The sequence below is a fragment of the Synechococcus sp. MEDNS5 genome (assembly GCF_014279875.1).
Lineage (GTDB): Bacteria > Cyanobacteriota > Cyanobacteriia > PCC-6307 > Cyanobiaceae > Synechococcus_C.
On record NZ_CP047952.1, the window covers coordinates 1,646,519 to 1,659,652 of the forward strand.

General features: G+C 62.4%; 12 protein-coding genes, 1 tRNA gene, 1 other RNA gene and 1 pseudogene. 8 read left to right on the plus strand and 7 right to left on the minus strand.

What is annotated here, in order from left to right; all coding sequences use genetic code 11:
* Positions 1–10: 10 nt before the first annotated feature.
* Positions 11–535, plus strand: coding sequence for a pentapeptide repeat-containing protein (locus SynMEDNS5_RS08860; protein WP_186583040.1), 525 nt, complete (start codon positions 11–13; stop codon positions 533–535).
* Here the strand turns inward: SynMEDNS5_RS08860 and SynMEDNS5_RS08865 are convergent.
* Genes SynMEDNS5_RS08865 through SynMEDNS5_RS08875 form a run of 3 tightly spaced genes read right to left on the minus strand, consistent with a single transcriptional unit; the run spans position 525 to position 3,493 of the window.
* On the minus strand, positions 525–1,856 hold the full coding sequence (locus SynMEDNS5_RS08865) for an FAD-binding oxidoreductase (protein WP_186583041.1): 1,332 nt from the start codon (positions 1,854–1,856) through the stop codon (positions 525–527). The genes SynMEDNS5_RS08860 and SynMEDNS5_RS08865 overlap by 11 nt on opposite strands.
* 27 nt (positions 1,857–1,883) lie before the next feature.
* Complete coding sequence (locus SynMEDNS5_RS08870) at positions 1,884–3,113, minus strand: amidohydrolase family protein (RefSeq protein WP_186583042.1); 1,230 nt, start codon at positions 3,111–3,113, stop codon at positions 1,884–1,886.
* Positions 3,110–3,493, minus strand: a complete 384-nt coding sequence (locus SynMEDNS5_RS08875) for a DUF4359 domain-containing protein (RefSeq protein ID WP_186583043.1) — start codon at positions 3,491–3,493, stop codon at positions 3,110–3,112. The genes SynMEDNS5_RS08870 and SynMEDNS5_RS08875 overlap by 4 nt, the downstream gene beginning before the upstream one ends.
* Positions 3,494–3,581: 88 nt before the next feature.
* On the opposite strand from SynMEDNS5_RS08875, the gene SynMEDNS5_RS08880 reads away from it, so the two are divergent.
* Positions 3,582–3,654 (plus strand) — tRNA-His (locus SynMEDNS5_RS08880).
* A 17-nt stretch (positions 3,655–3,671) separates the two neighbouring features.
* Here SynMEDNS5_RS08880 and SynMEDNS5_RS08885 read toward each other — a convergent pair.
* Complete coding sequence (locus tag SynMEDNS5_RS08885; RefSeq protein ID WP_186583044.1) at positions 3,672–4,733, minus strand: DUF1611 domain-containing protein; 1,062 nt, start codon at positions 4,731–4,733, stop codon at positions 3,672–3,674.
* Positions 4,733–5,815: a dipeptide epimerase gene (locus tag SynMEDNS5_RS08890; protein WP_186583045.1), complete on the minus strand. Its 1,083-nt coding sequence runs from the start codon at positions 5,813–5,815 to the stop codon at positions 4,733–4,735. Before SynMEDNS5_RS08890 ends, SynMEDNS5_RS08885 begins: the two co-directional genes overlap by 1 nt.
* On the opposite strand from SynMEDNS5_RS08890, the gene miaB reads away from it, so the two are divergent.
* The 5 genes from miaB (at position 5,814) to ftsZ (ending at position 10,922) form a co-directional block, all read left to right on the plus strand.
* On the plus strand, positions 5,814–7,307 hold the full coding sequence (gene miaB / locus SynMEDNS5_RS08895) for a tRNA (N6-isopentenyl adenosine(37)-C2)-methylthiotransferase MiaB (protein WP_255440104.1): 1,494 nt from the start codon (positions 5,814–5,816) through the stop codon (positions 7,305–7,307). The two genes, SynMEDNS5_RS08890 and miaB, sit on opposite strands and share 2 nt — an antisense overlap.
* Positions 7,308–7,345: 38 nt before the next feature.
* Complete coding sequence (locus SynMEDNS5_RS08900; RefSeq protein ID WP_186583046.1) at positions 7,346–8,407, plus strand: D-alanine--D-alanine ligase family protein; 1,062 nt, start codon at positions 7,346–7,348, stop codon at positions 8,405–8,407.
* Positions 8,408–8,432: 25 nt separating this feature from the next.
* On the plus strand, positions 8,433–8,843 hold the full coding sequence (locus tag SynMEDNS5_RS08905) for a hypothetical protein (protein ID WP_186585935.1): 411 nt from the start codon (positions 8,433–8,435) through the stop codon (positions 8,841–8,843).
* A complete protein-coding gene (locus SynMEDNS5_RS08910) occupies positions 8,843–9,694 on the plus strand; it encodes a cell division protein FtsQ/DivIB (protein ID WP_186583047.1) in 852 nt (283 codons plus the stop codon). Before SynMEDNS5_RS08905 ends, SynMEDNS5_RS08910 begins: the two co-directional genes overlap by 1 nt.
* A gap of 73 nt (positions 9,695–9,767) precedes the next feature.
* Positions 9,768–10,922 (plus strand): cell division protein FtsZ, encoded by a 1,155-nt coding sequence (ftsZ, locus tag SynMEDNS5_RS08915; RefSeq protein WP_186583048.1) that lies wholly within the window; start codon positions 9,768–9,770, stop codon positions 10,920–10,922.
* An 8-nt stretch (positions 10,923–10,930) separates the two neighbouring features.
* On the opposite strand, the gene ffs is transcribed toward ftsZ, so the two are convergent.
* Positions 10,931–11,027: signal recognition particle sRNA small type (ffs, locus tag SynMEDNS5_RS08920), an RNA gene on the minus strand.
* A gap of 44 nt (positions 11,028–11,071) precedes the next feature.
* Here ffs and panB point away from each other — a divergent pair.
* Positions 11,072–11,890 (plus strand): 3-methyl-2-oxobutanoate hydroxymethyltransferase, encoded by an 819-nt coding sequence (gene panB / locus SynMEDNS5_RS08925; RefSeq protein ID WP_186583049.1) that lies wholly within the window; start codon positions 11,072–11,074, stop codon positions 11,888–11,890.
* On the opposite strand, the pseudogene SynMEDNS5_RS08930 reads toward panB, so the two are convergent.
* Positions 11,772–13,064 (minus strand): annotated as a pseudogene (locus SynMEDNS5_RS08930) (coproporphyrinogen-III oxidase family protein); the annotation flags it as partial. The gene panB and the pseudogene SynMEDNS5_RS08930 sit on opposite strands and share 119 nt — an antisense overlap.
* Between the last annotated feature and the right edge of the window lie 70 nt (positions 13,065–13,134).

The window sequence follows — 13,134 nt, forward strand, 5'->3', positions numbered from 1 at the left end:
CTCGTCGTTCATGCCTCCGCTGCTGAAACTCATCACCGCCATCACCCTGGTGATCGGCGTCCTGTGCGACCCCGTCATGGCGCTCGACACCTCAGCCGGGGTTGGCCTGCAGGACAGAGCTTTGTTTCAGGAACGGGTGGATTACACCTTGACCAATCAAAACGGCGTTGATTTTCATGATCAGGTCCTCAGCAACACCTCCTTTGCTGGCGCGGCGGGCAAGGGCGCTGATTTCAGCGGAGCCAATCTGCAAGGGGCGATCTTCACGCAGGGTGCGTTTGCCGATGCCAACTTCCATGGCGCCGACCTCAGTGATGCCCTGATGGATCGTGCGGATTTCACAGGAACGGATCTGCGGGATGCCGTCTTGATCGGCGTGATCGCATCCGGAAGCAGCTTTGCCGGGGCTCAGGTAGATGGCGCCGATTTCAGCGATGCCCTGCTGGACCGGGATGACCAGCGAAGGCTCTGCCAAGAGGCCGAGGGGATCAACCCCACCACCGGTGTGCTGACCCGCGAAAGCCTCAGCTGCTGAATCCGCCAAGCTTCCCAGGATTCAGCAGACCCGCTGGATCCAAACGCTGCTTGGCGGCCACCTGATCGCCATCCACGACGCCAAGCCCTCCGCCCTCAACGGTGAGCACGTGAGGATTAAAGATCAGAGCCCCGAGGTCGCGGCAGTGCTGCATCAAACGCTCCAGCTCGTCAGCCCCGCGCCAGCGCACGAGCGGCAGAGCCGCAAGCCGCTGAACACCCTGCTGTCGCACGGCTTCCAGATGAATAAGCACATCCCCTCCCCAGGTCTGCTTCAGCGCTTGCAGGCAGTCCAATTCAGGTTGCGGAAGCAGCATCTGCAGGTAGGTCCAGTCAGGTTCGCTCTGGCGCATGTGCAGGGTGGTGTGATTCCAGGTCAGTTCCCGCAGGCCATGGCCGGCATGGTGCATCTCCGCACCGAGATGCACCACGGCCGCACCGCAGTCGGCCGCCAACCGCTCCACCGTGCTGACCGCATCGGGGGCCGCCAGCAAGAGGACACGGTCCGCCTTTGTGTTCGGGAAGTCCCAGGCCGGCAACTGAGCCACCACTTCAGCCTCCAGAACGGTGCAGAGATGGAGGTTCAAAGCCGATCCGCAGCAGTGTCGCGCCAGCTCAACAGCGGATGGCCAATCAACGCAGTCGATCACCACTTCCTGCCACTCCACCGTTGGCGCGGTGGCGAGCGTCAATGCGGTGATGATCCCGTTGGTGCCGTAGGCATGATTCAACGCCTCCGCATCGGAGGCGTCCAACTGGAGCCGCTTTGGCTCCGGCTCCATCGTCACCACCTCAAGACCGAGTAAGTGGCCCGGATCGCGCAGAAAGCCCCAGCGCACCGAACCGATGCCACCGGAGCCACCGGCAATGAAGCCACCGATCGTGGCGCTGCGCCAGGTACTGGGCAGCAGGCGCAGCTGACGACCGTGCCCACGCAGGGTCTGATCGAGATCCTTCAGGATGCAGCCGCATTCCACAGTGACGACACCAGTAGTCGCCTCGATCCTGCGGACGGCACGCAGGCGTCCCATCAGCATCACCACCCCTCCCTCGAGGGGGACGCTCTGTCCGTAGTTGCCGGTCCCGGCGCCCCTCAGGGTGAGGGCAATGCCATGACGGCAACAGGCCGCAGCCACACCCACCACGGCATCCACCGTTTCGGGGCGCACCACCAGCGCCGCCCGGCAGGACGCCAGGCGCTCCTGCAACACCGGTGAGTAGTCGTAGGCATCTCTGGAATAACGATCCAGATCCTCTGGACGTTCCAGCAGGGTGAGGCCTGGCACCGCCGCCAGTTCCGCACGCAACATCTCAGGAACCATGAACGTCACGATCAGAGGAACGACCTTTCAATCCTGAACCCAGACGCCACCCGCCAGCACCTTGCGCTGGGGAGGAGCCGAGAGCAGTTCGGGCCAGCCGCCAGTGGGCATATGGATCAGATCCGCAGGAGCACCGGGGCGCAGAACTCCATCCCAAGCAAGGCCCAGCAAACGGGCGGCGTCCGTGCTGAATGGAGCAATCCCCTCCTGATCCCAGGGAGCCAGTTGAGCAAGGGGAACACTCATGGCCATCAAGGCCAGAGGGTCCAGGTTCCCGCCTGGAAACCAGGGATCCTGCACATTGTCTCCCCCCACAGCCACACACACTCCGCGATCACGCAGCTGGCGGATCGGAGCGAGGGGTCGTTGCACCGGTGTGGTCTGCCCTCGACGCCCAAGCAGCCATCCATTGGTGAGAGGCAGGGCCACCACCTGCAGCTGATGCTCCGCCATCCGCTCCCCCAGACGCCGAAGCGAGCCTGGATTCAGCAGCGAAAGGCTGCTGGCATGGCTGCAGGTGATTGGCACCGACACGTCCATCGTGCTGAGAACCCGCAGCAGTTGCCGAACCCCGGCTGCTGGATGCTCCGACGCCTCATCGATGTGCAGATCAACCGGGCACCCAAAGCGCTCCGCCAGCGCCAGGAGACGTCGCAGCGCTTGGCGAGGGCCCCTGCCCCGACAAGGAGGTTCGATCACACCACCGATCACCCCCTCGGCCGCTGCGACCTGAGAGGCCAGCTGCTCTCCCTCCGGGGTGGACCAATGGGCGATGGGCACGAGCGCCACCAGCTGGAGCTCGATGCGCTCCTTCCAGTGCTGACGTCTCTCCGTCAACACCTCCCAGCTGCAGGCGGCCCCTGGTCCCAGGCTGTCGATGTGCGTGCGAATGGCCCGAAGGCCATGGCCCCAGGCCAGCCCCAGAGCTCGCTCACTGCGTTCGTGAACCCGATCAGCGGTTCGGGTGCGATGTTCGCGCATGTTGGCCTCCATCGCACCGGCGTAGGTCCCTGAACCATTGGGGTAATCGGTCCAGGAGAAGGCTTTATCGAGATGGGCATGGGGCTCGACCAACCGGGGGAGCACCAGTCCCTGCCCGTCAGCAACAGGCAAGACGGACGTGATCCTGCCGTCCATCCAACGCAGCTCCACCGAGAGCAGGCCATCTGCAGGCTGCTCTGGTGCCACTTCAGGAGACAAGTCAACAAGGCTGACCGGGCAGCGGCTGCGCAGCGATCCAGCGTCTTGCGGCCTCATTCCAACTCTCCGGCATCGGACTGGGTCTTCAGGACCAAAAACCGACCCGCAACCCCCAGGGTCGTGACGGAGTAGCGAGGGAGACGCAAGGTGGGCAGCAGATCCTGTCCCCCCACAGTGGTCACATAGACGCTGGCAACGCCCAAATTCCAGCGCCGGGTGAACTGGGTGGCGAGCGACGCCAGCGTGGCCTCCTGGTCAGCGATCAACCGAGGGCAGTCCTTGATCCAGAGCTGCAGCACCAGGGGGAGCGTGCGCTGAGAGCAGAGCTCGTCGGTCGCCAGACCGACCAGTTGGCTCCCTGCATGGTCGCTGTAGTCCTCCTTGGTGGGATTGGTGACAGCCAATGCGGTGACGCTCCCCCCAAGCAAGAGGGCCATGGCGATCGCTGTCGCCGGAGACCAGCGCCGATGGACGGGGGACGTAGGCAGGGCCTGGGGGGCGGATTGGTAGATTCTTACCGACGCGGCGGGCGTCGCCAAGTGGTTAAGGCAGCGGCTTGTGGCGCCGCTATTCGGGGGTTCGAATCCCCTCGCTCGCCCTCACATTTTTCATGGGTCACGGAGCCATCAAGGCCTCGAGCAGGGAATCAGCTCCCTGTCTGATCGGATCCACGCAGGGAAGCGAAAGCCTCTCGCTGAGTTCTGCGCTGAAACGCGCGCACTCCGCATCGCTCAGTCCTTCCGTATTCAGGGCCACCGCTCTCACCAGGGGTGGAGGTCCGGCTCCTCGCGGTCGGCCGATGGAAGCCAGACCCTCACAGAGCTGAATCAGATCCTCCAGGGGAGGAAGGGCAATGTCTGGCAAACGATGAATGCAGCTCTGATGGGCGCGATGCACCATCAGCAGGGCTGTTGGCTGGGAGCCACGCAGTAACGGAAGGGTGGCCGTCGAACCGGGATGACAGAGCGATCCCTGCCCTTCCACCAGCAGCAAAGCATCGTCCCCTGCTGCGGACGCTGCGCTGAGGACCGCCGCCTCCACCGCACCAGCGGCGTAGTCAACCCGTACGGCATCGAGGGGAACCCCCTGGCCACTGATCAGAATTCCCGCCTGTCCTGTTCCCACGAAGGCCACGGACACAGCGAGACGCTGCGCCGCTTCCTGCACCGCCAGGCAGGCACTCATCTTGCCGACAGCCATATCGGTTCCGACAGCCAGAACGCGCTTGCAGGGCAGAGCGGCAGCCCTGGCCTGGCCAACCCTGAGTCCCTTGGGCTCGCAGCGGAGATCCCAGATCCAGCGTCCAGGCTGAACCGCCGCGCTCAGCTCCGGATCATCGGCCAGATAGGTGTGCAAGCCGCTGGCCACCGAAAGCCCCGCCTTCAGAGCAGACAACACATCCGACCTCAGAGCTGCTGGCAGCACACCACCGGAGGGCGCCAGACCCACCACGGCGACAGACGGCCTGAAGGCAAGGGCCTCAGCCAGATCCCTCACCACCGGAACAGGCCTGGGAATCCCGGTCACAGTCTCCAATCGCTGGCCGGCATGGTCTGGATCAATCACCGCCACGATCGGTCCGCGCCGATGCCGCAACATCGCCAAACCGGTCTTGCCGGTGAGGCTGTCGAGGCCTCCGTGCTGGAGAAGCACCACAGGATCTTGGTCAGCAAGCATCAGGAGGCCTCCACCGGCGTAACGCCCAAGCCGCTTCCCTGCGGTGGCAGCAGTTGATCCCCTTTGAGCGGCAAACCCTCGTAAGGATCGTCCACCAGATTGAGGTGGCTGTCCAAGTCAGGCCAACGGATGCAGGCAAGCAACTGCGCCGCAGCAGCATTCATCAAGGTGCTGTCCGAGTAGCAGCCCACCATCAGATCCAGATCAAGCCGCTCAGCCACCTGGGCCATCAGCCAGGCCTCCGAAAGACCACCGGTCTTGAGAAGCTTGAGATTCACACCGTCCACATGGGGCGCCAACCGAAGCAGATCCTTCAGATCCCAACAGCTCTCGTCAGCAACCAAGGGCAGATTGCAAGCAGGGCGTAGCGCTGCAAATCCCTCCAGATCCTCGTCCGGATCAAGACGAGCGGGCAGCGGTTGCTCGAGCAACACCACCCCAGCTTGATCCAGATCCACCTGCATCGCCTTGGCCTGCTCAAGAGTCCAGCCTCCGTTGGCATCCACCTGAAGTTCGTGCGCCACCGCCATCCGCTGGGAGCGCTCCTGAAGGGCGATGGCCACCGCCTGCAATAGGGCGCGGTCATGCTCCAGTCCTTCGGGACTGCCGAGTTTGAGCTTGATGCGGGTTGCCGGCATCTGACTCCACCAGCGCTCAAGACGCTCCAGGACCTTTTCAACAGAGGCGAGACCAAGGGTGACGCTCGTGGCCACCCCCCTGGTTCCATCCAGCGCAAACAGCCTCCAGATCGGTTGCCCAAGCTGCTGTCCCCACCAGTCCCATAGGGCCAGATCCACAGCACAGCGCGCCGGTGGAGACAGGGGGGCCAGCCAAGGTGCCAGGCCATGATGGTCCTGAGGATTCAAGGACTCCAAGGTCGGCAACAGGGCCTGGAGTTCAGCCTCGATGCCCTGCAGCGCGTAGGCGCGATGGCCCGTATCGAGACCACCTGTTTCCCCTAACCCCACAGTCCCGCCATGGTCGAGGCGAAGTTCCAAACGTTCCACAACGGACGTGGTTCCTCTGCTGATCGCCAGTGGCACCGCCTTGGTGAGGGGAAATCGACGCAGACTCCAGCCCATGGCCCGCGAGCACCAATCCACAAGCTGGCACAGCACCGCCGTATCCGACACTGAAAGCAGCCTTCGACGCCGCCGATCCCTCGGTCGGCTCTCTGCCTTGACCGTGACCGCTTCGCCCACCACCCAAACGCTGCCGAACCGGGAGCGTGGCAGCTACTGGATCACCACTTTCGGCTGCCAGATGAACAAGGCCGATTCCGAGCGCATGGCAGGGATTCTGGAATCCATGGGCTACCAGGAGGCAAGCGCCGAACTGGATGCCGATCTGGTGCTCTACAACACCTGCACCATTCGCAATAACGCGGAGCAGAAGGTGTACAGCTACCTGGGACGCCAGGCCCAACGCAAACGCACGAACCCGAATCTCACCTTGGTGGTGGCGGGCTGTGTGGCGCAGCAGGAAGGTGAATCGCTTCTCAGGCGGGTGCCGGAGCTCGACCTGGTGATGGGGCCTCAGCACGCCAACCGCCTCGAAACGCTGCTGCAGCAAGTGGACAGCGGCCAGCAAGTGGTGGCCACCGAAGAGCACCACATCCTTGAAGACATCACCACCGCCCGGCGCGACAGCAGCATCTGCGGCTGGGTGAATGTGATTTACGGCTGCAACGAACGCTGCACCTATTGCGTGGTTCCTTCCGTCCGCGGCAAGGAGCAGTCACGGCTTCCTGATGCCATCAAGCTTGAGATGGAAGGGCTCGCGGCCCAGGGCTTCAAGGAGATCACCCTGCTGGGGCAAAACATCGATGCCTACGGACGTGACCTACCGGGAATCACGCCCGAGGGCCGCCGGCAGCACACCCTCACCGATCTGCTCCATCACGTGCATTCCGTGGAGGGCATTGAGCGGATCCGCTTCGCCACTAGTCACCCCCGCTATTTCACCGAGCGCCTGATCGACGCCTGCGCCGACCTCCCCAAACTCTGCGAGCACTTCCACATCCCCTTCCAAAGCGGTGACAACGACGTGCTGCGGGCCATGGCCCGGGGGTACACCGTGGAGCGCTACAGGCGCATCATCGACAGAATCCGTGAGCGCATGCCCGACGCCTCATTGAGTGCGGATGTGATCGTGGCCTTCCCGGGTGAAACCGATGCCCAATACCGGCGCACCCTGGCGCTGATTGAAGAGATCGGTTTCGACCAGGTGAACACGGCCGCTTACTCACCGCGACCAAACACCCCCGCCGCCGACTGGGACAACCAGCTGCCTGAAGACATCAAGGTGGAGCGACTCAGAGAAATCAATGCTCTGGTGGAGCGCTGCGCGCGGGAACGCAACGGGCGCTATTCCGGCCGCGTGGAAGAGGTGCTTGCTGAGGGCATCAATCCCAAAGATCCATCCCAGCTGATGGGGCGCACCCGCACCAACCGACTCACATTTTTCCGTGCTGAGAACGGAGAAGGCCGCCGCTTCAGTGCTGGTGACCTGGTTCAGGTGCGCATCGATGCCGTGCGCTCCTTCTCCCTCAGTGGCACTCCTCTGAACTGCTGATACGTTGCGGGACAACCCGACGTACCGACACCGCCCCCATGCCGACTTCCCTTCTCCGCGTTGGCGTGGTGTTCGGAGGAGCCTCCGGCGAGCATGCCGTGTCGATCCGATCAGCCCTCACGGTGATCAAGGCGTTGAGGGCCCCGGAGAATCTCGAGCGGTTCGAGGTGATCCCGCTGTACATCGATCGCGATGGTCGCTGGTGGGACCCGACCGTTGCCCAGCGTGCGCTTGATCAGACCAGGGCCCTCGACGCCAACGACCTACCCCAGCCTCTGCCTGCTCCTGGGCTTCGTCACTGGCCGGTCGATCCCGACACGGTGGATCTTTGGTATCCAGTTCTCCATGGTCCCAACGGTGAAGATGGGACGGTGCAGGGTCTGTTCACGCTGATGAACAAACCCTTCGTGGGCTCCGGGGTACTCGGATCAGCTGTGGGAATGGACAAGCTGGCAATGAAAGCCGCCTTTGCCGCCGCTGGACTGCCCCAGGTTCCCTATGTGGGCCTAAATGCGGCCGACCTCGAGAAACCAGAGCGACTGGAGCAGCTGTTAACCCGGCTGGAGCAGGAGCTGGGTTACCCCTGTTTTGTCAAACCCGCCAACCTGGGCTCATCGGTGGGCATCACCAAAGCGTGCAACAGGGATGAGCTTTTGGCTGGATTGCACCAGGCGGCCGCACTCGACCCAAGGCTGCTCGTCGAACAGGGCATCAAAGCCAGGGAACTGGAATGTGCCGTGCTGGGGCGGCGTCATCTGCGGGCCTCCGTAGTGGGAGAGATCCGCTTTGACGCCGATTGGTATGACTACGAAACCAAGTACACCGAGGGGCGCAGTCACACGCTGATTCCCGCTCCACTTCCAGCATCGGTGAGCCAGCAGATTCAGGCCATGGCGATTCGGGCTTGCCATGCCGTGCATGCCTTCGGCCAGGCCCGCGTGGACGTCTTCTACGAGGAAACATCCGGCCAGATCTGGCTCAATGAAATCAATACCCTGCCTGGCTTTACCTCCCAGAGCATGTATCCCACGCTCTGGGAAGCCACAGGTATCCCATTGCCGCAATTGGTGGCAGAGCTGGTCGATACAGCGCAAGAATGAGTTGATTGATGCTGGTAACGCCGCGATGATGCACGGACTGCTCTGGCTTCCACTGCTGCTGGTGTTCGTGTTGCTGGCCGCTTTGGGTTGGCTCGAACGTCGAAGGCAGTCCCTGTTCAGACAGTGGAGTCAGTCGTCGGAGCTCGCCAAACTGGATGGCTGTGGAGCAGCCCGGCTCAAGGAGGGTGAACTCTGTTGGAGCAGTTTTCACGCCGGAAGTTTCCGAGAAGAGGGTCGCTTTGTGATCAAAACCCTGGAGCTGGTTGAGCTGATGTCTCTTGCTTCGGGAGACACACCGCTCTCGGAGGAATCCCAGGGTCAGTGCCGCCTTCGACTGATCGGCGAAGGGCTTCAGATGGACGTTCCTTTCTCCGATGCGGAACGGGCCCGTCGCTGGATGGAGCAACTGATGGCCAAGGCCCGCTGTGACCTCTGATGCCCCGCAGTCAGAGCCAATCCGTCAAGCGTCGGGCTTCGAAGTCTTCGGGTCCGCTGCCTCCAAGCGTTGAACGTCGCAGGCAGCTAAGGCGAGAGCGACGGCGCGACCAGTTGATTCAGGCCTGGCGGATCATGGTCTTCACCGGATCGTCCGCCGCGCTGGCCTGGATCATTCTCAGTGCAGGCTGGACGCTGCGCTCCATTGACCAGCTCCAAGTCGTCGGTAGTGATCGCCTCGGCCCAGACAACGTCGCCAAAGCAGGACGGCTGCAGTTCCCACTTCCGCTTCTGTCGTTGAAACCGAACACGCTCGAACGTCGCCTGATGGCGGAACTTCCTGTGCAGTCGGTGACCGTGCAACGCCGGTTATTGCCACCAGGCCTGGAGGTAGAACTAAAAGACCGACGCCCGATCGCCGCAGCAACACGCAGTGGAGCTGGGGGAACGGAGCAGGGCATGGTGGATCGCGAAGGGCACTGGATGCCCCTGACCGTGGCGCGTCAGGGCGAGGCACCGGCGAGTGCTGTTCGTGTGCAGGGCTGGATTCCAAGCCGACGCTCAACCATCGCCAAGCTGCTCGAACAAAGAGATCGGCTGGGCAGCCCCTTGCAGGTGATCCATGTGGCTCCCGATGGAGACCTCAGCCTGCGCACGGCCTCACTCGGTCTCGTCAAACTCGGCTCCAACGGAGCCTTGCTGGACCAGCAACTCAATACCGTGGTTCAGTTGACACACAGCCTTCCGGCCCAGCTGCGAGGTCAGAGCGACACCAGCATTGATCTATCAGACCCGAGCAAGCCCGAATTGCAATTGCCGGCAAAAGCTGCAAAGAAAGCGAGCGAATCCTGACCACTGGTTGCGTTCTCTGTGAAGGAAACCGAGTGTGTCTCGATTATCGGCAATCGTCACTCGCAGGGACATAATGCAAACGCAGCTCAACGGGTCAGCGGTAACCATGGAGATGGTGAACGGTCAGATGTCGTCGTCTCCTGCAGTCGAAGGGATTCTTCCCAGTCAGTCAGCGCGGATTGAGGTGATCGGCGTTGGCGGTGGTGGCAGCAATGCCGTTAATCGCATGATCATGAGCGAACTCGAAGGAGTCGCTTATCGGGTCCTCAATACGGATGCCCAAGCCCTCATTCAGTCATCGGCCGAACACCGGGTCCAACTCGGTCAAACCCTCACCAGGGGTCTTGGCGCTGGTGGCAATCCCAACATCGGCCAGAAAGCGGCTGAAGAATCCCGCGCTGATCTTCAGCAAGCCATCCAGGGTGCTGACCTGGTGTTCATTGCTGCCGGCATGGGAGGCGGAACCGGCACCGGCGCTGCACCCGTTGTTGCCGAAGTCGCCAAGGAAAGTGGCGCTCTCACCGTTGGCATCGTCACTAAACCCTTTGGATTCGAAGGTCGCCGGCGGATGCGTCAGGCCGATGAAGGGATCGCTCGCCTGGCGGAACACGTGGACACCCTGATTGTGATCCCCAATGACAGGCTCAGGGATGCCATCGCAGGTGCTCCTCTTCAGGAAGCATTCCGCAGTGCCGACGATGTGTTGCGGATGGGTGTGAAGGGAATCAGCGACATCATTACCTGCCCAGGCCTTGTGAACGTGGATTTTGCCGACGTGCGTTCGGTGATGACAGAAGCCGGTACGGCTCTTCTTGGCATCGGCGTTGGATCAGGACGCTCCCGGGCCATCGAAGCAGCCCAGACCGCAATCAACAGCCCACTGCTTGAGGCGGCTCGAATCGATGGCGCCAAGGGATGCGTGATCAACATCAGCGGCGGTCGTGACATGACCCTCGAAGACATGACCAGCGCTTCCGAAGTGATTTACGACGTGGTGGATCCCGAAGCCAACATCATTGTGGGAGCTGTGGTGGATGAGGCTCTCGAAGGGGAAATTCATGTGACGGTGATTGCCACCGGCTTCGAGAACGGTCAGCCCTATCGCAGTGAGCGCAGCATTCCCAAAGCCGCCCCCTCGGCATACGTAGCCCCTGAGAGTTCAGATTCCGGAGCCAGAATCCCCGAGTTTTTGCGTCAACGTCAATCCCGTCAGGATCAAGCGAACTGAAGGAAGGTGGTGACCCGGAATCCACGCCTGTCCCGAGCATCCCGTGTGGCTGCTGCCTTCCGGATCTGACCAGGTTTGGGCGTCTGAACCGCATGGGTCCGAGTCACTTCGGATGTTAGCAATGGACTCACGCTGCCACGAGGAAGAGGTTGAGAGCCTCTGATCTGATCCGGTTCAAACAATCCGGCCGCACCATCACGATGCTCACAGCTTGGGATGCCCTGAGCGCCTCAGTCGTCGAAGAAGCAGGAGCTGACATCGTGCTGGTCGGGGACTCCCTGGCCATGGTGAGCCTTGGGCACGCCACCACGCTGCCTGTGACCCTTGAGCAGATGCTGCTTCACACCCAGGCGGTCTGCAGAGGGTTGCGCAAGCCTCCATCCGAGCAGCCTTTGGTGATCACCGATCTGCCCTTTCTCAGCTACCAGTGCGGTCTCGACCGTGCAGTGGCCGCTGCAGGGCACCTGCTGAAGCACTCCTCTGCAGCCGGCGTGAAGCTGGAAGGTGCCGAACCGGAGGTGGTGGAGGTGATCGAGCGCCTGGTGCGCATGGGAATTCCCGTCATGGGCCACTTAGGTCTGACACCTCAATCCGTGCATCAGCTGGGGTACCGCCGCCAAGCGAAGGATCCAGTGAGCCAGGAGCGCTTACTACGCCAGGCCACCAGCCTCGAGATGGCCGGTTGCTTTGCGATGGTTCTGGAGCACGTGCCGGAGGCACTGGCTGGCCGAATGCGTGAAAACCTTCAAATCCCTGTGATCGGAATCGGCGCTGGGCAGGACTGTGATGGCCAGGTCAGCGTGACAGCCGATCTTCTGGGGCTGACGCCCATGCAACCACCCTTCAGCCCCGCGCGCCTGGATGGGAGGACTCTGGGCATTGAAGCGCTTCGGTCCTGGCTGGAGGAACAGCGTCATCCGGCAGCAGATCCCACCACTGCACAACCTCCACCAGGATCTGATTGCTGAGGGCCATGCCAAGGGGGTCTGTGAGTCGCCAGCGACGCCCCCGTTGCACCATCAAGCCTTGAGTGAGGAACTCCTCCCAACGCCTTTCCAACTCAGGAAGATGCAAGGAACAGCGCTGGACAGTCCAACCACAGCACTGGGCTTGCTGCAGCAAATCCACCCCTTCCCGACGGCGTAGCCCCACCAACAGACGGTCTTCGAGCGTGAGCGGCAGAGCACTCTCCTGAAGCAACGAGGCATGGGGACCGTCCCGCTGTTGCTGGTTGAGCCACAGGGCATAGGCCTCCCGGGTGCGCGGCCTAGCGAATCGCTCGCCCCAGGGGGCACTGGTGGCGCCGAGGCCAAAAGCCCACCATCCCGCACCACTCCAATACACCCGGTTGTGGCGGGACGCATGCCCCGGCCTGGAGAAATTGGAAATCTCATAGCGGCAGTAGCCCGCATCGAAGAGGTGCTTTGTCGTGAAAGCGATTCGATCGGCGGCACCGTCCTCATCGGGCAGCATCAGGGTCCCCTGCTGCTCGCGCCTGGCGAACACGGTGCCGGCCTCAATGCTGAGGTCGTAGATCGATAGGTGGGGGGGGTGCTGCGCCACAGCCTCTGTCAACGCAGCAGCCCAGGCCGCATAACTTTGATCGGGGAGATTGCGGATCAGATCCAGGCTCCAGCTGCGAAGACGTCCCTCCTGCAGGAAGTGGTGCATCCAGCGGCAGGCCTCAAGCAGGTCCTTCCGGCGGTGCCGGCGCCCCAGAGCGGCGAGAACAACATCATCAAAGCTCTGCCCACCGAGGCTCACCCGATTCACGCCGTAGCGAACCAGCGCCGTGAGTTCAGCGAGAGAGAAGCTGGCAGGGTCCATCTCCAACGTGATCTCAGCCCCTTGCTGCAGGCCGAAACGATCCGCAAGGGCATCGAGCAGACATCTCACCTGATCCGGTGTCAGCAGGGACGGGGTGCCGCCACCGATGTAGACCGTTGCCAGCGGAGGCCCTGGTGGCGACGCGCGGATCTCCAGAAGAATCTGGTCCAGGTAGAGCGCAATGGAACGACTGCCAGGACCATCCAGCGCATTGACGCGATCACCGAGAGGTACCACTGCGAAATCGCAGTAAAAGCAGCGGCGGTGGCAAAAAGGAATATGGAGATACGCGCTTCGGGGCGCGGGTGCGGACATCATCCCGAGCCAAACGATCGACGATGATGCATGCTGCCTTCAAACGGAGTGAGCAGCCGGAATCCGACAC

Bases quoted from the DNA above. Each gene is read 5' to 3' on its own strand.
- SynMEDNS5_RS08860 (WP_186583040.1), top strand. From the start codon at position 11: ATGCCTCCGCTGCTGAAACTCATCACCGCCATCACCCTGGTGATCGGC.
- SynMEDNS5_RS08885 (WP_186583044.1), bottom strand. From the start codon at position 4,733: ATGCTTGCTGACCAAGATCCTGTGGTGCTTCTCCAGCACGGAGGCCTC.
- SynMEDNS5_RS08865 (WP_186583041.1), bottom strand. From the start codon at position 1,856: ATGGTTCCTGAGATGTTGCGTGCGGAACTGGCGGCGGTGCCAGGCCTC.
- SynMEDNS5_RS08890 (WP_186583045.1), bottom strand. From the start codon at position 5,815: ATGGGCTGGAGTCTGCGTCGATTTCCCCTCACCAAGGCGGTGCCACTG.
- SynMEDNS5_RS08875 (WP_186583043.1), bottom strand. From the start codon at position 3,493: ATGGCCCTCTTGCTTGGGGGGAGCGTCACCGCATTGGCTGTCACCAAT.
- SynMEDNS5_RS08870 (WP_186583042.1), bottom strand. From the start codon at position 3,113: ATGAGGCCGCAAGACGCTGGATCGCTGCGCAGCCGCTGCCCGGTCAGC.
- miaB (WP_255440104.1), top strand. From the start codon at position 5,814: ATGGCCCGCGAGCACCAATCCACAAGCTGGCACAGCACCGCCGTATCC.
- SynMEDNS5_RS08910 (WP_186583047.1), top strand. From the start codon at position 8,843: ATGCCCCGCAGTCAGAGCCAATCCGTCAAGCGTCGGGCTTCGAAGTCT.
- SynMEDNS5_RS08900 (WP_186583046.1), top strand. From the start codon at position 7,346: ATGCCGACTTCCCTTCTCCGCGTTGGCGTGGTGTTCGGAGGAGCCTCC.
- ftsZ (WP_186583048.1), top strand. From the start codon at position 9,768: ATGCAAACGCAGCTCAACGGGTCAGCGGTAACCATGGAGATGGTGAAC.
- SynMEDNS5_RS08905 (WP_186585935.1), top strand. From the start codon at position 8,433: ATGATGCACGGACTGCTCTGGCTTCCACTGCTGCTGGTGTTCGTGTTG.